General features: G+C 67.7%; 22 protein-coding genes and 1 riboswitch. Of the genes, 11 read left to right on the forward strand and 11 right to left on the reverse strand.

The window, feature by feature from the left end; all coding sequences use genetic code 11:
- The first annotated feature begins 83 nt into the window (after positions 1 to 83).
- The gene (locus J0J01_RS06865) at positions 84 to 617 is read left to right on the forward strand and encodes a hypothetical protein (RefSeq protein ID WP_296379504.1); all 534 of its coding nucleotides are present in this window, start codon (positions 84 to 86) and stop codon (positions 615 to 617) included.
- Between the two features lie 43 nt (positions 618 to 660).
- Here the strand turns inward: J0J01_RS06865 and J0J01_RS06870 are convergent, their stop codons facing one another.
- Positions 661 to 969, reverse strand: coding sequence for an NIPSNAP family protein (locus tag J0J01_RS06870; RefSeq protein ID WP_296379505.1), 309 nt, complete (start codon positions 967 to 969; stop codon positions 661 to 663).
- Positions 970 to 1,074: 105 nt separating this feature from the next.
- On the opposite strand from J0J01_RS06870, the gene J0J01_RS06875 reads away from it, so the two are divergent.
- Both J0J01_RS06875 and J0J01_RS06880 read left to right on the forward strand, forming a co-directional pair.
- Positions 1,075 to 2,415, forward strand: coding sequence for a (Fe-S)-binding protein (locus J0J01_RS06875; protein WP_296379506.1), 1,341 nt, complete (start codon positions 1,075 to 1,077; stop codon positions 2,413 to 2,415).
- Between the two features lie 59 nt (positions 2,416 to 2,474).
- Positions 2,475 to 2,822, forward strand: a complete 348-nt coding sequence (locus J0J01_RS06880; protein ID WP_296379507.1) for a hypothetical protein — start codon at positions 2,475 to 2,477, stop codon at positions 2,820 to 2,822.
- Here J0J01_RS06880 and J0J01_RS06885 read toward each other — a convergent pair.
- The 3 genes from J0J01_RS06885 to J0J01_RS06895 are packed head-to-tail and all read right to left on the reverse strand — an operon-like array spanning position 2,809 to position 4,657.
- Positions 2,809 to 3,384, reverse strand: coding sequence for a TetR/AcrR family transcriptional regulator (locus tag J0J01_RS06885; RefSeq protein WP_296379508.1), 576 nt, complete (start codon positions 3,382 to 3,384; stop codon positions 2,809 to 2,811). The two genes, J0J01_RS06880 and J0J01_RS06885, sit on opposite strands and share 14 nt — an antisense overlap.
- A 23-nt stretch (positions 3,385 to 3,407) precedes the next feature.
- On the reverse strand, positions 3,408 to 4,472 hold the full coding sequence (locus tag J0J01_RS06890; RefSeq protein WP_296379509.1) for an acyl-CoA desaturase: 1,065 nt from the start codon (positions 4,470 to 4,472) through the stop codon (positions 3,408 to 3,410).
- Positions 4,469 to 4,657, reverse strand: coding sequence for a hypothetical protein (locus J0J01_RS06895; RefSeq protein ID WP_296379510.1), 189 nt, complete (start codon positions 4,655 to 4,657; stop codon positions 4,469 to 4,471). Before J0J01_RS06895 ends, J0J01_RS06890 begins: the two co-directional genes overlap by 4 nt.
- A 141-nt stretch (positions 4,658 to 4,798) precedes the next feature.
- Positions 4,799 to 4,891: riboswitch (glycine riboswitch) on the forward strand.
- Between the two features lie 161 nt (positions 4,892 to 5,052).
- Here J0J01_RS06895 and gcvT point away from each other — a divergent pair.
- Genes gcvT through coaA form a run of 5 tightly spaced genes read left to right on the forward strand, consistent with a single transcriptional unit; the run spans position 5,053 to position 10,439 of the window.
- Complete coding sequence (gcvT, locus tag J0J01_RS06900; protein WP_296379511.1) at positions 5,053 to 6,159, forward strand: glycine cleavage system aminomethyltransferase GcvT; 1,107 nt, start codon at positions 5,053 to 5,055, stop codon at positions 6,157 to 6,159.
- A gap of 9 nt (positions 6,160 to 6,168) precedes the next feature.
- Positions 6,169 to 6,543, forward strand: coding sequence for a glycine cleavage system protein GcvH (gene gcvH, locus J0J01_RS06905; RefSeq protein WP_296379512.1), 375 nt, complete (start codon positions 6,169 to 6,171; stop codon positions 6,541 to 6,543).
- A 13-nt stretch (positions 6,544 to 6,556) separates the two neighbouring features.
- Positions 6,557 to 7,903, forward strand: coding sequence for an aminomethyl-transferring glycine dehydrogenase subunit GcvPA (gene gcvPA / locus J0J01_RS06910; protein ID WP_296379513.1), 1,347 nt, complete (start codon positions 6,557 to 6,559; stop codon positions 7,901 to 7,903).
- Entirely contained in the window at positions 7,903 to 9,474 is a 1,572-nt protein-coding gene (gcvPB, locus tag J0J01_RS06915) for an aminomethyl-transferring glycine dehydrogenase subunit GcvPB (protein ID WP_296379514.1), read from the forward strand. Before gcvPA ends, gcvPB begins: the two co-directional genes overlap by 1 nt.
- 23 nt (positions 9,475 to 9,497) lie before the next feature.
- Positions 9,498 to 10,439, forward strand: coding sequence for a type I pantothenate kinase (coaA, locus tag J0J01_RS06920; RefSeq protein ID WP_296379515.1), 942 nt, complete (start codon positions 9,498 to 9,500; stop codon positions 10,437 to 10,439).
- Positions 10,440 to 10,494: 55 nt separating this feature from the next.
- On the opposite strand, the gene J0J01_RS06925 is transcribed toward coaA, so the two are convergent.
- The gene (locus J0J01_RS06925; RefSeq protein ID WP_296379516.1) at positions 10,495 to 10,716 is read right to left on the reverse strand and encodes a hypothetical protein; all 222 of its coding nucleotides are present in this window, start codon (positions 10,714 to 10,716) and stop codon (positions 10,495 to 10,497) included.
- Between the two features lie 166 nt (positions 10,717 to 10,882).
- Between J0J01_RS06925 and J0J01_RS06930 the strand changes: the two genes are divergently transcribed.
- The 3 genes from J0J01_RS06930 to J0J01_RS06940 all read left to right on the forward strand — a co-directional run bounded on the left by J0J01_RS06930 (position 10,883) and on the right by J0J01_RS06940 (position 12,630).
- Entirely contained in the window at positions 10,883 to 11,920 is a 1,038-nt protein-coding gene (locus tag J0J01_RS06930) for a TIGR03617 family F420-dependent LLM class oxidoreductase (protein WP_296379517.1), read from the forward strand.
- Entirely contained in the window at positions 11,917 to 12,318 is a 402-nt protein-coding gene (locus J0J01_RS06935; RefSeq protein WP_296379518.1) for a GFA family protein, read from the forward strand. The genes J0J01_RS06930 and J0J01_RS06935 overlap by 4 nt, the downstream gene beginning before the upstream one ends.
- A gap of 93 nt (positions 12,319 to 12,411) precedes the next feature.
- Positions 12,412 to 12,630, forward strand: coding sequence for a dodecin (locus J0J01_RS06940; RefSeq protein WP_296379519.1), 219 nt, complete (start codon positions 12,412 to 12,414; stop codon positions 12,628 to 12,630).
- Between the two features lie 23 nt (positions 12,631 to 12,653).
- Here the strand turns inward: J0J01_RS06940 and J0J01_RS06945 are convergent, their stop codons facing one another.
- From J0J01_RS06945 to J0J01_RS06970, 6 genes are all read right to left on the reverse strand, one after another.
- A complete protein-coding gene (locus J0J01_RS06945) occupies positions 12,654 to 13,067 on the reverse strand; it encodes a cupin domain-containing protein (protein WP_296379520.1) in 414 nt (137 codons plus the stop codon).
- 43 nt (positions 13,068 to 13,110) lie between these two features.
- Positions 13,111 to 13,632, reverse strand: coding sequence for a pyridoxamine 5'-phosphate oxidase family protein (locus J0J01_RS06950; RefSeq protein WP_296379521.1), 522 nt, complete (start codon positions 13,630 to 13,632; stop codon positions 13,111 to 13,113).
- A 127-nt stretch (positions 13,633 to 13,759) separates the two neighbouring features.
- Positions 13,760 to 14,308: an ATP synthase F0 subunit B gene (locus tag J0J01_RS06955; protein WP_296379522.1), complete on the reverse strand. Its 549-nt coding sequence runs from the start codon at positions 14,306 to 14,308 to the stop codon at positions 13,760 to 13,762.
- Positions 14,308 to 14,877, reverse strand: coding sequence for an ATP F0F1 synthase subunit B (locus J0J01_RS06960; RefSeq protein WP_296379523.1), 570 nt, complete (start codon positions 14,875 to 14,877; stop codon positions 14,308 to 14,310). The genes J0J01_RS06955 and J0J01_RS06960 overlap by 1 nt, the downstream gene beginning before the upstream one ends.
- Before the next feature lie 26 nt (positions 14,878 to 14,903).
- A complete protein-coding gene (locus tag J0J01_RS06965) occupies positions 14,904 to 15,131 on the reverse strand; it encodes a F0F1 ATP synthase subunit C (RefSeq protein ID WP_147156091.1) in 228 nt (75 codons plus the stop codon).
- Positions 15,132 to 15,147: 16 nt separating this feature from the next.
- On the reverse strand, positions 15,148 to 15,876 hold the full coding sequence (locus tag J0J01_RS06970; protein ID WP_296379524.1) for a F0F1 ATP synthase subunit A: 729 nt from the start codon (positions 15,874 to 15,876) through the stop codon (positions 15,148 to 15,150).
- Positions 15,877 to 15,887 lie beyond the last annotated feature (11 nt).

Raw genomic sequence — 15,887 nt, forward strand, 5'->3', positions numbered from 1 at the left:
AAAGCGTGGTATGGCCCGTTCCCTTGCGGGCCAAAGGACCATTGCCTAGAGTCCGGCCGCAACGCAACGGGGTTTATGAGCGCATGAGGCTGCGTACAGTCGCTGGTTTGGCCGTGGTGGCCCTGGTTTTGACGGCCTGCGGAGGCCGGTCGACGAAGGAGCAGGCGGCCGCCGCCTATTGCCCGCAGCCGCTGACGGTGCAGGACGCCTCGCGGATCACCCGTTTCAAGGAGGGCGCCGGCCGCGATCCCCGCGACGTGGTGTTCGAGGCAAGCATGCTGGGCGCCGGCACGACCTGCTCGATGGGCCGCAACAAGCTCGAGGTCGAGGTAGTGATGCGAATCGCTGTCAACGCCGGCCCGTCGGTCGCGGGCGGCGTGACCCGGGTGCCGTTCTTCGTCCGAGTGCTCGATGGCGGCGGCTCGGTGATCGTCGGCAAGGACGAGCTGGCCGACTACAAGATCAGCACCACCAGCCCGCGCGGCGTGAGCGACGAGACGGTCGCGGTAACCCTGCCGTTCAGCGAGGTGCGCGATCTCGGCGCCTACCGCATCGCCGTCGGCCTGAAGCCGACGCCGGAGGAGCTCCAGTACAACCGCCGCGCCGAGGCGCGGTAACGACTCATGTTCCTCTCCCCCGCTAGGGGGAGAGGAGAAAGAGTCACTTCGTCACCGGCGTCAGCCAGGTGCGCTCCTCGACCAGGATGCAGCGCTGCTCCTGGGCGTAGCGGAAGTTGGCCATCGCCGCCGGATCGGCCCTGAGCCGGATACGGTAGGCCTCGTAGCCTGCCAGGCTCTCGAACGAGATCAGCGCATGGGCGATGTTGTTGGTGCCCTCATGCGGCATGAAATAGCCGATCAGGTCGCCGCCGCAGGCCGGGATGATGGTCAGCCAGTTGCGGGCATAGGTCTCGAAGGCCTCGCGCTTGAACGGGTCGAGCACGTAGCGGATGGCGCAGGTGACGGTCATGGGCAGGCTCCTTTGGGGGTGTGCCCAAGCTAAACTCACCCTGCATGCGGATGTTTCGGCGGCTGCCGAAGCGCTACACTGTGCGGGTTACGCAAGGAGAGCGGTGTGAGCGCTTACGCGGACCGGTTGGAGGCTTTGGCGGCCGAGGCGGCAGATCGTTGCACCGGCTGCGGCCGGTGTTTCGAGGTCTGCCCGACCGCGCGCGAGATCGGCATGGATGCCGGCGAGGCCAAGCTTCGCGTCGGCGAGCTGTCGGCACTGACGCATGGCGCGGCTCCGGCCGAGGGCCTGATGAAGTGGCTGAATGCCTGCGACGGCAGCGCCCGCTGCAGCGACGCCTGCCCGGAGGAGATCAACGTCCGCCAGTGGGTGACCATCGCCAAGATGAAGGCGCTGGAGGCGACGCGGCCGCGGGCCGAGGGCGCCGCCAATGCCGCCGGCCGCTTCCGCCACATGGCTCAGGCGGTGCGGCTCTTGGCCAGCATGCAGCTGCCGTCGCAGACCCTGCAGCGCATCCTGGCGCCGGCCGAGCGGCGGACCGCGGAGGTGCTGTTCTATACCGGCTGCAACGTGCTGCGCACGCCGCACATCGTGCTGAACGTGATGGACATCCTCGACGCGCTGGAGCTCGACTTCGACGTGGTCGGCGGCACCGCGCATTGCTGCGGCGTCTACCAGTTCCAGGAAGCCGACCTGCCGACCTACGAGCGAATGGGCCATCGCACCTTCCAGCGCTTCGGCCAGTCCGGCGCCGCCACGGTGCTGACCTGGTGCCCGACCTGCACCAAGAACTTCGACGAGCTGGAGCAGGCGGCCGAGCCCGCGAGCTTCGATCTCGGCCATGTCAGCGAGTTCCTCGCCGGCAACCTCGAGACGCTCAAGGCGCGCTTCAAATCAGACCAGCCGAAGCGCCGCGTGGTGATCCACGAGCATCTCGGCATCGGCGCCACGCTCTCGAGCATCGCGACCCTGCTGAAGGCGGTGCCCAACCTCGAGCTGATCGAGCTGCCGCAGGATTCGGGCTTCTCCTATGCCTGCGGCGGGCAGGCGGCGAAGTTCAAGGGCCGCGAGCAGGCGATCCATCGCGCGCTGGCCGAAGGCGCGGTGGCGGCCGGGTCCGACACCATCGTCACGATGTACCACTCCTGCCATCGCGCTCTCTCGGGCGCGGAGGCGGTCTATCCGCTGCGGGTGGTGAATTTCACCGACGTGCTGGCCGAGGCGCTGGGCCGCGGCGGGCATCCCGACTACTACCAGCTCTACAAGAAGGGCGGAGCGATGGACGAGGCGGTTGCCGCGGCGCGGAAGTTCCTCGCCGACAACGGCGTGCGCGTCGACGAAAGCTCGGTGCAGTCGCTGACCGCCGACATCTTCAACGAGACCGGGCTGGCGGGCGGCCGCAAGGCCTTCGCCGAAGCCTTCACCGGGCTGGCGCGGCAATCGTGATCCGGCGCGCCGCCCTCGTGGTCCTGCTTGCCGCGATGGGCTGGATGACGGGGGGCTGCGTGACGACGGGCAATGCGCCGCCGGATGTCGGCAATTTCAAGGGCCAGGCGGGCCAGCCGATCCTCGCCAAGCTTGGCCCGCCCGACTCGCAGGCGAGCGTCGGCGGCGGCGCAGTCTATCGCTGGCGGACCTCGGTCCTCCAGAACAGCGCGCCGACCACGACGACGACCGTCAGCTATGCGTCGGGAGGTGTGCCGACGGTCGTGCCCGTCACGACGTTCGAGCCGCAGACCGCGTATTGCACGCTGATCCTGACGGTCGATGGTGCGGGCCGGGTGACCGACTTCGTGCGCGACGGCAGCCGTCAGGCCTGCGCGCCGCTCACCGACAAGCTCACTTCTCCTTGATCGACAGCACCGCCCAGGCGGCGTCGGCGAAGTACCGTACATGGGCCGAGAGCGGCCCGTTGAATCGTCCATAGACCTTGTAGGCGGCGGGCTGCAGGACCACGCCGATCGCGGCGGCGGCGACCACGTCGGTGTTGCGGCGCGGGATCTCGCCCGCCTTCATCGCCTGGGCGATCACCTCGCGCACCACGTTCACTGGGCTGGGCGTGCCCTCGGGCACCTGGATCAGGAAGGAGTGCTGGTTCAGCAGGTGATAGGCGAACAGCGTCCAGTCGCGGTCGGCCCAGTCGCAATAGCAGCGGACGATCGCCTCGACCTTGGCCTTCAGCCCCTTGAGCGGCTTGTGGGCGGCGGTCAGCGCCTCGGCGAGCGCGCGGTGATGGCCGACGAAGAGGTCGAGCGCGAGCTGCTCCTTGCTGGGGAAGTAGCGGTAGATCGTGCCCTCGGCGACCCCGGCCGCCATGGCGATCTCCTTGGTCGTCGTCTCGGCCACGCCCCGCGCCACGAACAGCGTCAGCGCGGCGCGCTCGACCCGCGCCTTGGTGTCCTCGGCTTTCCCCATCCCGTCAGTGTATGAGGCGTCGCTCACTTTTGAAAGGCCGGTTGGCCCATGCGCCGCAGATGGCGGAAATGGGCGGCGACGATGCCCGGCGGATCGGTGCAGTGGTAGTCGACGCCGTGGCGCGCGGCCAACTCACCGACCGCCGGGGAGATCCGCCGGTAGTGGGCGTGGCTCACCCGCGGGAAGAGATGATGTGCCACGTGCGCGTTCAGCCCGCCGATCAGGAAGGTGGCGAGCCGGCTGGTCGGCGACCAGTCGAGCGAGGAGGCCAGCACGTGCTCGACATAGGTGCAGCCGAGCCGGCCGTCCGGCGCGGGCTCGGGGAAGACGTTGCCGTCGGCGAAGTGCGTGCCGACCAGCGGCAGCACGAAGGCGAGCGAGGCGACCGCGGTCGCGAGCCCGTAGGCCAGCACGACCTCGAGCCACGGCAGCGGCGACAGCGCGATCGGCAATGCCAGCAGGGCCGTGAAATACAGCACCTTCAGCGCGACGAAGCCTGCGACGCGCGCCGGCGAATGGCGGATGTCGCGCAGGTTGGCGAGCTGCTTCTGCCTGATGTAGATCGCGTCCTGCACGACGATCGCGTGCAGTTGGACGGTCAGGTAGAAGGGCAGCGCGTAGAGATGCTGCCAACGATGGCGCGCCCGCCACGGATGATTGGGCGACAGCCGCAGGAACGGATTGTGGTCGATGTCGGCGTCGCAGCCGTTGATGTTGGGGAAGACGTGGTGCGACAGCACGTGCCGCATGCGCCACAGATGGCCGTCGAGGCCGAGCAGCGCGAAGGTCGCCTCGCAGATGACGCGGTTGGCGAGACGGCTCGGGGTCAGCGCGTCGTGCGCGCCGTCGTGGCCGAGGTTCAGCACGAGCAATAGCGCCGCGAGGTTGAACAGGCTGTAGGCCGCGAGCGTCGTGGCGAAGGTCGCGGGGCCGCTGGCGAGCCAGCCGTAGGCCGTCGCGGCCAGCACCAGGTAGAGGGCGCCCTTGGCCCATTGCGCCGGCGGGGCGAAGGGCGCGCGCATCACCGGGCCGATACAGGCGTTGAGCGCGCGCCAGAAGCGGTCGTCGCGCGGTCGGTCGAACCTCACGGCACGTCCTCGCGGGCCGCGAGCCAGCGCCAGTCGATCACTCGGCGGCGCGGCGGTGCCGGTTCGCGGTCCTCGCCTTGCGGCGCGGGTTGTGGCGCGGGTTGCGGACGCGGTTGCGAGAGCGGCATCGGCTCGGCCTCGCTGTGCAGGACGAGGAACTCCTGGAAAGACTTGCGCAGCAGCATCGGACTCTCCTCAAAAGTGAGTGACCGCTCAAAACTGTAAGTGAGCAATCACTCAATTTCAAGAGGACACCAAAGCCCGGAACGACCGCGATTTTCCCTGTGGACGGGCTGGGAGGGCCTCCGTAAGGTCGCGGCACCCAGACGATCCCTGTGGAAGAGACCGCCAAACGAACGGCGGCGCCGAAGGAGCAACCGGCCCCGGAAACTCTCAGGCAAAAGGACCGCAGGAGGATTGGGTCTCTGGAAAGTGGCAGGCCTTCGCGGGTCAGGCCCACCGACGAAGTAAGGCTCTTCGCCCCTCGGAAGGGGCTTGGCCGAATCTTTCAGGTCTCCGGACAGAGGGGGTCGCGAGCGGCGCAATCCTTGCGTCGTGAAGGCGACCGCTGGAGACCTGTTTGTCCGACCTCAAACGCACGCCGCTTCACGCATTGCACCAGGAACTGGGCGCGCGCCTGGTGCCGTTCGCCGGCTACGAGATGCCGGTGCAGTATCCCATCGGCATCCTGGCCGAGCATGCGCACACGCGCACCGCCGCCGGCCTGTTCGACGTCTCGCACATGGGCCAGGTGCGGCTGACCGCGAAGCCCGGCCACGACGCGGCGAAGGCACTCGAGACTTTGGTGCCGGGCGACATCGCGGGCCTGCAGCCCGGCCAGCAGCGCTACACGCAGTTCACCAACGAGACGGGCGGCATCCTCGACGACCTGATGGTGACCTCGACCGGCGATCATCTGCTGCTGATCGTCAACGCCGCCTGCAAGGACGACGACCTCGCGCATCTCGCCAGGCACCTGTCGGCCGCCTGCGAGATCGAGCCGATGTTTTCCCGCGGGCTGCTTGCGCTACAGGGCCCGCTGGCCTCGGCTGCGCTGGCGCGGCTCGCGCCCTCGGTCGCGACGATGAAGTTCATGACCGGCGCGTTCGTCATGGTCGACGGTGCGGAGTGCTACATCACGCGCTCGGGCTACACCGGCGGCGACGGCTACGAGATCTCGACCCCGGCCGACAAGGCCGAGGCGATCGCGCGGCTGCTGCTGGCACAGCCCGAGGTCAAGCCGATCGGCCTTGGCGCGCGCGATTCGCTGCGGCTCGAAGCCGGCCTCTGCCTCTACGGCCACGACATCGACACCACGACCACGCCGATCGAGGCAGTGCTGCTGTGGAGCATCGGCAAGGAGCGCCGCGCACAAGGTGGCTTCCCCGGTGCTGGCGTCATCCAGAAGCAGATCGCCGAGGGTGCGCCGCGCAAGCGCGTCGGCCTGCTGCCCGAAGGCAAGGCGATCGCGCGCGAGGGCGCGGAGATCGCGCTCGCCGGCCGGGTGATCGGCAAGGTCACGTCGGGCGGCTTCGCGCCGACGCTCGGGCGCGCCGTCGCCATGGGCACCGTCGAGAAAGCTCTTTCAGCCAACGGCACCAGGGTCGATCTGGTCGTGCGCGGCAAGCCGGTGCCGGCCGAGATCGTGCCCATGCCCTTCGTCAAGCACGCCTACTACCGCGGATAGGAGACTCCGATGAGCGTCAAGTACAGCAACGAGCACGAGTGGATCCGCGTCGAGGGCGATGTCGGCACGGTCGGCATCAGCCCATACGCCCAGGAGCAACTGGGCGACGTCGTGTTCGTCGACGTGCCGCAGGCCGGCCGCAAGGTGACCAAGGGCGAATCCGTGGCCGTGGTCGAATCGGTCAAGGCCGCGTCGGACATCTATTCGCCGGCCGCAGGCGAGGTGATCGAGGCCAACGCCGCGCTCGCCGAGACGCCGGGCGACGTCAACGCCGACCCGATGGGCAAGGGCTGGTTCTTCAAGCTCAGGCTCGGCAATCCGGCCGATCTCGACGGGCTGATGGACCAGGCCGCGTACGACGCCTTCGTGAAGAGCCTTTCCTGAGAGGATTGGGCTGATGCGTTACCTTCCCCTCACCGAAGCCGACCGCCGCGAGATGCTGGCCAAGATCGGCGCCAGGTCGGTCGACGAGCTGTTCCGCGACGTGCCGCAGTCGGCGCGGCTCGGCGGCAAGGTCGCGGGCCTGCCCGATCACGCCGGCGAGCTCGAGGTCGAGCGCGCCTTCCAGGCCTATGCGGCGCGGAACGTGTCGCCGGCCAGCGCGCCGTTCTTCATCGGCGCCGGCGCCTATCGCCATCACGTGCCGTCGACCGTCGACTACATGATCCAGCGCGGCGAGTTCCTGACCTCCTACACGCCGTACCAGCCCGAGATCACGCAGGGCACGCTGCAGTACCTGTTCGAGTTCCAGACCCAGGTCACGCTGCTCACCGGCATGGAGGTGGCCAACGCCTCGATGTACGACGGCTCGACCGGCGCGGCCGAGGCGGTGCTGATGGCCAACCGCGTGACGCGGCGCGAGAAGGCGCTGATCTCCGGCGGCCTGCATCCGCAGTATCGCAGCATCATCGAGACCACCGCGAAGTGGGAAGGCTTCCACGCCGTCGTCGGCAAGCCCGATGTCGACGGCCTCGAGGACCTGATCGCCGCGATCGACAAGGAGACGTCCTGCGTCGTCGTGCAGAACCCGAGCTTCTTCGGCCATGTCCGCGACTTCGGGAAGCTCGCCGAGGCCTGCCACGCGGCGGGCGCGCTGCTGATCGTGGTGGTGACCGAGGTGGTGTCGCTCGGCCTGATCAAGCCGCCGGGCGACATGGGCGCCGACATCGTGGTCTGCGAGGGCCAGTCGATCGGCAATGGGCTGGGCTTCGGCGGCCCCTATGTCGGCCTGTTCGCGACGCGCGAGAAGTACATGCGCCAGATGCCGGGGCGCCTCTGCGGCGAGACCGTCGATGCCGACGGCAAGCGCGGCTTCGTGCTGACGCTCTCGACCCGCGAGCAGCATATCCGGCGCGAGAAGGCGACCTCCAACATTTGCACCAACGCGGGCCTCTGTGCGCTCGCTTTCACGGTGCATCTGACCTTGCTGGGCGAGGCGGGCTTCAAGCGCCTGGCCGAGCTCAACCATGCCAAGGCCTCGCAGCTTGCCGACAAGCTCGCGGGCGTGTCGGGCGTGCAGGTTTTGAACGACAGCTTGTTCAACGAGTTCACCGTGCGCCTGCCGAAGCCCGTCGCGCCGGTGGTCGAGGCGCTGGCGGCAAAGAAGATCCTGGGCGGCCTGCCGGTGTCGCGGTTGCTTCCCGATGACCCCTCGGTCGCCAACCTGCTGCTGCTCGCCGCTACCGAGACGTCGACCGACCGAGGCATGGACGCCTTGGTCGCCGGCCTGAAGGAGGTGCTGTGATGGACCGCTCCCAGGGCCGCACTGGCGGCATCGTCTCGGACGGCGCGTCGGCGGCGCCTGCCACCTTCACCGGCAACAAGGCGCTGCAGATCGAGGAGCCGCTGATCTTCGAGATGGGCCAGCCGGGACGCTGCGGCGTCGACCTGCCCGAGCCGCCGAAAGTAAAGGACCGCCTGAACGGCCTGCGTCGCACCGGCGAGATCGGCCTGCCGGGCCTCAGCGAGCCGCAGGTGGTGCAGCACTACACGCGGCTCAGCCAGAAGAACTACGCCATCGACATGGGCGTCTACCCGCTGGGCTCGTGCACCATGAAGCACAACCCGCGAATCAACGAGAAGGTCGCGCGCTTGCCCGGCATCGGCGACCTGCATCCCCTGCAGCCGGTCTCCACCGTGCAGGGCGCGCTGGCGCTGATCGATGCGCTGGCGCATTGGCTCAAGACCCTGACCGGCATGCCGGCCGTGGCGATGTCGCCCGCCGCCGGCGCGCATGGCGAGATGTGCGGCATGATGGCGATCGCCGCCGCCCTCGAGGCCAAGGGCGAGCGCGCGGAGCGCAAGATCGTGCTCGCGCCCGAATCGGCGCACGGCACCAACCCCGCGACGGCGGCGGCGCTCGGCTTCATCGTGAAGCCGATCCCTGCCAACGATCGCGGGCGGGTCGATCTCGCCGCGCTCAAGGCGGCGCTCGGCCCCGAGGTGGCGGCGATCATGCTGACCAACCCCAACACCTGCGGCCTGTTCGAATCGGAGATCATCGAGATCTCGCAGGCGGTGCACGAGGCGGGTGCCTACTTCTACTGCGACGGCGCCAACTTCAACGCCATCGTCGGCCGGGTGCGGCCGGGCGATCTCGGCGTCGACTGCATGCACATCAACCTGCACAAGACCTTCTCGACGCCGCACGGCGGCGGCGGGCCGGGCGCGGGTCCCGTCGTGCTGTCGGCGGCGCTGGCGCCCTACGCGCCCTACCCCTGGATCGTGAAGAACGGCGATACGTGGTCGGTGGCCGAGGACGGCAGCACGGTCGACGGCACGCCGCTCGGCCGGCTCAAGGCCTTCCACGGCCAGATGGGCATGTTCACGCGCGCACTCGCCTACATCATGAGCCACGGCGCCGACGGCCTGAAGCAGGTGGCCGAGGACGCCGTGCTGTCGGCCAACTACGTGATGGCCGCGCTGAAGGACGTCATGACGCCGGCCTTCGAGGGCCCGTGCATGCACGAGGCGCTGTTCGACGACGGCTTCCTCAAGGACACCGGCGTCAGCACCCTCGACTTCGCCAAGGCGATGATCGACGAGGGCTACCACCCGATGACCATGTACTTCCCGCTGGTGGTGCACGGCGCGATGCTGGTCGAGCCGACCGAGAGCCAGGCCAAGGAAGACCTCGACCTGTTCATCGGCGCGCTGCGCTCGCTCGCCGAGCGCGCCAAGAGCGGCACGGCCGCCGAGGACTTCAAGGCCGCCCCGCGCTTTGCTCCGCGCCGCCGCCTCGACGAGACCCTGGCCGCTCGCAAGCCGGTGCTGCGCTGGCGGCCGTCGAACAGCTTCAAGCAGGCGGCGGAGTAGGGACCCGCCGCGCGGAGCGGTAGATGCGCGCCGACGCTTATCGGACGTTCACGAGAGCCGAATGGGCGAAGCTACGGGCCAGCACGCCGCTCACCCTGACTGAGGCCGAGCTCGCCGACCTGCGCGGCGCCAACGACAAGGTCTCTCTCGAGGAGATCGCGGACGTCTACCTGCCGTTGTCGCGGCTGCTCAACCTGCATGTCCGGGCGGCGCGCAATCTCAACGGCGTCGCCGACACCTTCCTTGGGCAGCCAATCGGCGGCCGCACCTATGTGATCGCGATCGCCGGCAGCGTCGCGGTCGGCAAGAGCACCTTCGCGCGCGTGCTGCGGACGCTGATGGCGCGGTGGCCCGATCACCCGGCGGTCGATCTCGTGACGACCGACGGCTTCCTCTATCCGTTGCGCGAGCTGCAGGAGAAGCAGCTGATGTCGCGCAAGGGCTTCCCCGAAAGCTACGATACAAGGCGCATGGTGCAGTTCCTGGCCGATGTGAAGGCCGGCCACGCCGAGGTCCGGGTGCCGATCTACTCCCACCAGGCCTACGACATCCTGCCGGACCAATGGCAGACGGTGCGCCGTCCCGACGTGCTGATCTTCGAAGGCCTGAACGTGCTGCAGCCAGGCCTGTCGGGCGGCACCGGCGGCCGGCCGGCGTCGGTGATCCTATCGGACTTCTTCGACTTCTCGATCTACCTCGATGCCCGCACGTCGGACATCGAAGCCTGGTACTTGGAACGCTTCCTGCTGTTGCAGCGGACGGTGTTCCAGCAGCCGACCTCCTACTTCCATCACTTCAAGGATCTTGACCCAGAGGAGGCGCGCGCTGCCGGGCGGCGCATCTGGACCGAGATCAACGGCCTGAACCTGCGCGAGAACATCCTGCCGACCCGCGAGCGCGCGCACATCGTACTGTCCAAGGGCGCCGACCATGCGATCGAGCGGGTGTCGCTGCGCCAGATCTAGGAAATGGAAAGAGGGCCCCGACCGGGGCCCCCCCAATCCTTTCGCGCTTCGAAGATTACGACTTCGCCTGCTGGCAGACGTTGGCCGACAGGCCCTGGGCCGCGGCAGCCTGCTGGCACTCGGCCAGAGACTTGTAGGCCTGCTGCTGCGGCTGGACCTGCTGCATCTGCGCGGACTCATCGCGCTTCTGGGCGTTGACGTCGCTGGTCACGTCGACCGCCGTCGCACCCAGCGTGAAGGCGCCGGCACCGATCGCGATGATGAAGAAAAGCGGCATTGCTAGCTCCTGGGTTTTGTCAACCTGTCCGGGAAGAACGCGGCTTCGTGGGAGTGGTGCCGTGGCTGTGCCGTGGCCAAAGCACCAATTGCCCTGACATTGCCCTGCAACCCGCCGCCATGCCGCGCCGTTTGGCGCCGCTCGTGTCGCGTGTTATCGCTCGCGCATGCGAATCTTCACCACACTTCCCCAGGAGGATCTGCGCAAGGTCGGTCCGGCAGCGCAGAAGATCGAGGCCGACGGCTATACCGGCGTCAGCACGCAGGAGAACCGGCACGATCCGTTCCTCGCATTGGCCGTTGCGGGCGTCGCGACGGAAAAGATCGAGCTGCATACCGGCGTGGCGATCTCCTTCCCGCGCTCGCCGATGATCGCGGCCAACATCGGCTGGGATCTCGCGGCCAGCACCGGCGGTCGATTCACCTTGGGGCTGGGCTCGCAGATCCGGCCGCACAACGAGAAGCGATTCTCCGTGCCATGGTCGGCGCCGGCGCCGCGCATGCGCGAGTACATCCAGGCGGTGCGCGCGATCTGGGCGGCGTGGAAGGGCGACGGCAAGCTCGCCTACGAGGGCAACCATTACCGCTTCACCCTGATGACGCCGAACTTCGTGCCGGAGGCCTACGACGCGCCGGTGCCGCGCATCGGCCTCGCCGCGGTCGGCCCGGCGATGCTCAAGGTCGCGGCGGAGGAGAGCGACGCGGCCAAGCTCCATGTCTTCTGCACGCGCAAGTATCTCGAGAACCGCATCCTGCCGATCATCAATGACGGCCTCGCCAAGACCGGCCGCAAGCGCGAGGATTTCGAGATCTCGGGCTCGGGCTTCCTGGTCACCGGCAAGGACGACGAGGCGGTCCAGAAGCTGTTCGACTGGGTGCGCTACCGCGTGGCGTTCTACGGCTCGACCCCGGCCTACTGGCCGGTGTTCGAGGAGCACGGCCTGGGCGACCTCGGCCGCAAGCTCAACGCCATGACCAAGGCCGGGCAGTGGAACCAGATCGCGGGCGAGGTCGGCGACGACGTCGTGCACCTCTTTTCCGCGGTCGGACGGCACGACCAGATCGCCCAGGCGATCGAGGCGCGCTTCGGCGGGCTGGTCGATTCGGTCAGCGCCAGCGCCAACTCGGCGAAGCCCTCGGACCTGCCGCCTGGCCTGATCCAGGACATCGCCCGGATTCCCACTCGCTACAGGAGGACGACATGAAGCTGGAAGGTAGATGCTATTGCGGCAACATCCGCTACGTTGCCGAGGGCGATCCGATGCTCCAGGCACAGTGCCATTGCCGCGAATGCCAGTACATCACCGGCGGCGCGCCCAACACGTTCATCGTCATGCCGCTCGCCGGCCACAAGTACACCAAGGGCACGCCCAAGGGCTTCACCCGCAGCGACCTCGAGCGCGCGGTGACGCGAGAGTTCTGCCCCGACTGTGGCACCCATCTCGCCACCAAGCCGCCGGGCCGGCCGGTCGTGGTGGTCAAGGTCGGCACGCTCGACGATCCCAAGCAGTACACGCCGCAGATGGCGATCTTCACGATCGACAAGCAGCCCTTCCACCAGATTCCCGAGGGGATGAAGACCTTCGAGCGCCGGCCGGGCTAGGGCCTGTACTCATAAACAGGCCCTGCCTCCTCGCAAAGGATCACTCTTCGCTACAGGCAAACAGAGCGGATCACACGCAGAAGGGAGAGTCCGATGACGACCAACCAAACGTATGTGAAGACTGAAGTGGTCGGCAGCTCGACCAAATCCGTCTCCGACGCCATCGAGTCCGCGATCGCGACGGCATCACGCTCTCTGCGCAATCTCGACTGGTTCGAGGTGGTGGACGTACGAGGGAGCATTCGCGACAACAAAGTCTCGAACTACCAAGTCACGCTCAAGCTGGGCTTGCGATACGAACCGAAGGCGTAGTACCGCGGAAATGAGTACACGCCCTAGTCGCGCTGCGGTTCGACCGAGAACGGATCGTCGGTGTCGACTCGGACGTAGTCGCTTTGTCCGGGCGTGACCGTCATCAAGGTCACGCCATTGGGATAATGAAAGCGGTGCCAGACGCCTTGGGGCACGATGGTGATCGTGCCGGCGCTCACCTCGACGAATTGGGAGCCGCTTTCGGTCGCCATCTGCAGGGTCGCCGAGCCGTCGAGGATGTGCACCAGTTCGTCGCCGTCGGCATGCCGCTCCCAGGCGCCTTTGCCGGCCGACTTGCTCGCGAAGAGGGTGGCGTCGCGGTATGCCGCCAGCCTGGTGGATGATCCCGCGCGCTCCGCGCGCGTCGAGGTCGGCGTGCGGCCGCGGAACATCTTGAGCTTGGCCAGCTCGGCATTGAGATCGATGAGAGTCGTCATGCGGCTATGACCGCACGCGACTGTTACGATTCCAAGACGCGGCCTACGGCTTGCCGAAGGTCGCGATGCGGTCGACGTTGCAGACGAACAGCACGCGCTTCTCGTCGATCGCCGGATCGCGCAGGCCGTAGGGCGGCGGGTTGCCGGTGTACTTGGTCCAGATCTTGTCGAGCTGGCGCGTCACCCGCTCGCCGCCCGGCTGCCCTTCGCGCTCCTCGTGGTCGACCGAGCACTTGAGCTGGACCCAGTGATAGGCGTTCTCGGGATTGACGATGAGGATCGTGAATTTCGGGCTCTTGCGGATCCAGTCGCACTTGCGGCGGTGCGAGGCGGTGTTGACCAGCACCTGGTCGCCCTCGTAGTCGAACCACATCGGCGTCAGGCCGACCGTGCCGTCCGGCCCGATCAGGCCGAGCGTCACGGTGATCGGCCGGTCGAGCAGCGCCTTGTAGATCGGATCGAGCTTGCTGAGGCCCTTGATCTTCACCCGGTCGCCGATGCCGAACTGGCCCGGCTGCAGGCCGCCGGCGACGTCGCGGAACCGGGCAACGGTGATGTCGGCCATGGATCCTCCCGAGATTGTTGCGTGGACCCAGCGTGACACGGCGGCGGCAAAAGAAAAGCCCCCGCCTGGAGGGCGGGGGCCATAGGTAGCCCGCGATTGTTATGTGCGGGCAATCTCGATTGAAATCTCAGTGCAGGCGGCGCGGCAGCTCGGCGATCGCCTGGTCGACCAGGTCCTGCGACTTGCCCGAGCCGACCTGCTCGCGCAGCAGCGAGCGGGTGGCGCTGAGCGCCACGTCGACGGTGGTGTCGCGCACCTGCTTGGCGGCGGCGGCTTCCGACTGCGCGATGCGGTCGAGGGCCTGCTGCTCGCGCAGCGCGATCTGGTGCTGCAAGCTGGTCGCGGCGCGGGCCTGCATGCGGCCCACGTCGTCGCGCGCCTGGGCGAGGATGCCCTCGGCCTCGGCGGTCGCCTGGGCGAGAGTCTTCTCGGCCTGGGCCTTGGCCGCGGCGGCCTCGTTGCGCAGGCGGTCGGCGTCGGCCAGTGCCCTGGCGATGGTGTCCGAGCGCTTGTCGAGCAGCTCGCCGACCTTGGTCCACAGGAGCTTGCCCAGCAGGACGACGAACAGCAGGAAGGCGATGGCAACCCAGGTCTCGGGATTGCCGAAGAAGCCGTGGTCCTGGCCTTCGACGGCGGCTTGCGCGGCCTTGTCGGCGGCCCATGCGGTGCCGAACATCAGCGGCCTCCCTTCACGGCGGCGACCTTGGCCTTCAGCGCACCCGCATCGGCCGGCTGGCCGGCGAGCTTGCCGTAGACGTCGGCGGCGATGTCGTGCGCCATGTCCTCGATGCCTTCCAGCACCGTCTGGCGCTGCCCGGCGATGCGCTTCTCGGCCTCGTCGATGCGGGCGTTCAGCTTGTCGCCGAGCTCGGCGAGGCGGGCCGCGGCGGCGGCGCTGTCGGCCTCGGCCTGCTCGCGGTGAAGCTTGCGGGCCTCCTCGCGGGCGTCAGCGAGGCGCTTCTCGTAGGCGGCAACGAGGGCACGGGTGTCCTCGCTCGCCTTCTCGGCCGCGTCCAGATCGCTCTGGATCTTGCCCTGGCGCTTCTCGAGCGTGTCGGATATCGCGGGAATCGCGAGCTTCGACATGATCAGGTACAGCACCACGAAGGTGATCACCAACCAGACGATCTGGGGGGCGAAGTCGTGGGGGTTGAGCTGAGGCATGCCGCCTTCGGCTGCCACCGCCGTACCGCTTGCGCCGGCGACGAGAGCCGCCGCCAGCGCGCTGTAGACCTGCTTGCGCATGATTCTGGGTCCGAAGCCTTTCGGGCTTAGAACACGAACAGGATCATGAAGGCGATGACCAGCGCGAACAGCGCGACCGCCTCGGTGAGCGCGAAGCCCAGGAGCACGTTGCCGAACACGCGGGGAGCGGCTTCCGGGTTGCGCAGCGCACCCGAGACGAAGCTGCCGAAGATGTTGCCGATGCCGACGCCGACGCCGGCGAGGGCGATCGTGGCGAGGCCGGCGCCGATGAGCTTGGCTGCAGAAGCGTCCATAGTACTTAGTCCTTCCTTAGTGATGCAGATGGATGGCGTCGTTGAGATAGAGGCAGGTCAGGATCGCGAAGACATAGGCCTGCAGGAAAGCGATCAGCAGCTCGAGGCCGGTGAAGACCACGATGAACGCCAGAGGCGCCCAGCCGCCGATGATGCCGAGCATGACGACGAAGCCGCCGAACACCTTCAGCATGGTGTGGCCCGCCAGCATGTTGGCGAACAGTCGGATCGAGAGGCTGAAGGGGCGCACGAAGTAGGAGATGATCTCGATCGGCACCAGCAGCAGCAGCAGCACGAAGGGCACGCCCTTCGGCACGAACAGCGACAGGAAGTGGGCTCCGTGCCGGGCGAAGCCGATCACCGTGACGCCGACGAACACCACCGCAGCCATCGCGAAGGTCACGACGATGTGGCTGGTCGCGGTGAACGAGTAGGGGATCAGGCCCAGGACATTGCAGAACAGGATGAAGACGAAGAGCGTCAGGACGAACGGGAAGTACTTCTTGCCGGCGTCGCCGACATTGTCGCGCACCATGCCGGCCACGAACTCGTAGCCCATCTCGGCCATCGCCTGGATGCGGCCCGGGACCAGCGCCCGCTTCTGGGTGCCGACGACGAAGAGAAGGAAGGCGCAGATGACCGCAATGGTCATCCAGAGAGCGGAATTGGTGTAGGAGGCGTCCAGCGATCCGAGATGGAAATTGAGCAGCCGCTTGATCTCGAACTGCTCCATCGGGCTGTGCATGTCGTCCCCAC

Origin of the sequence: Reyranella sp., from assembly GCF_017305915.1 — a bacterium.
GTDB lineage: Bacteria > Pseudomonadota > Alphaproteobacteria > Reyranellales > Reyranellaceae > Reyranella.

Coding starts and splice junctions, on each gene's coding strand:
- J0J01_RS06940 (WP_296379519.1), top strand. CDS start 12,412: ATGACGACCAACCAAACGTATGTGAAGACTGAAGTGGTCGGCAGCTCG.
- J0J01_RS06930 (WP_296379517.1), top strand. CDS start 10,883: ATGCGAATCTTCACCACACTTCCCCAGGAGGATCTGCGCAAGGTCGGT.
- J0J01_RS06870 (WP_296379505.1), bottom strand. CDS start 969: ATGACCGTCACCTGCGCCATCCGCTACGTGCTCGACCCGTTCAAGCGC.
- gcvPA (WP_296379513.1), top strand. CDS start 6,557: ATGCGTTACCTTCCCCTCACCGAAGCCGACCGCCGCGAGATGCTGGCC.
- gcvH (WP_296379512.1), top strand. CDS start 6,169: ATGAGCGTCAAGTACAGCAACGAGCACGAGTGGATCCGCGTCGAGGGC.
- J0J01_RS06945 (WP_296379520.1), bottom strand. CDS start 13,067: ATGACGACTCTCATCGATCTCAATGCCGAGCTGGCCAAGCTCAAGATG.
- J0J01_RS06955 (WP_296379522.1), bottom strand. CDS start 14,308: ATGTTCGGCACCGCATGGGCCGCCGACAAGGCCGCGCAAGCCGCCGTC.
- J0J01_RS06865 (WP_296379504.1), top strand. CDS start 84: ATGAGGCTGCGTACAGTCGCTGGTTTGGCCGTGGTGGCCCTGGTTTTG.
- J0J01_RS06925 (WP_296379516.1), bottom strand. CDS start 10,716: ATGCCGCTTTTCTTCATCATCGCGATCGGTGCCGGCGCCTTCACGCTG.
- J0J01_RS06895 (WP_296379510.1), bottom strand. CDS start 4,657: ATGCTGCTGCGCAAGTCTTTCCAGGAGTTCCTCGTCCTGCACAGCGAG.
- J0J01_RS06935 (WP_296379518.1), top strand. CDS start 11,917: ATGAAGCTGGAAGGTAGATGCTATTGCGGCAACATCCGCTACGTTGCC.
- J0J01_RS06960 (WP_296379523.1), bottom strand. CDS start 14,877: ATGCGCAAGCAGGTCTACAGCGCGCTGGCGGCGGCTCTCGTCGCCGGC.
- J0J01_RS06950 (WP_296379521.1), bottom strand. CDS start 13,632: ATGGCCGACATCACCGTTGCCCGGTTCCGCGACGTCGCCGGCGGCCTG.
- J0J01_RS06970 (WP_296379524.1), bottom strand. CDS start 15,876: ATGCACAGCCCGATGGAGCAGTTCGAGATCAAGCGGCTGCTCAATTTC.
- J0J01_RS06885 (WP_296379508.1), bottom strand. CDS start 3,384: ATGGGGAAAGCCGAGGACACCAAGGCGCGGGTCGAGCGCGCCGCGCTG.
- gcvPB (WP_296379514.1), top strand. CDS start 7,903: ATGGACCGCTCCCAGGGCCGCACTGGCGGCATCGTCTCGGACGGCGCG.
- J0J01_RS06965 (WP_147156091.1), bottom strand. CDS start 15,131: ATGGACGCTTCTGCAGCCAAGCTCATCGGCGCCGGCCTCGCCACGATC.
- coaA (WP_296379515.1), top strand. CDS start 9,498: ATGCGCGCCGACGCTTATCGGACGTTCACGAGAGCCGAATGGGCGAAG.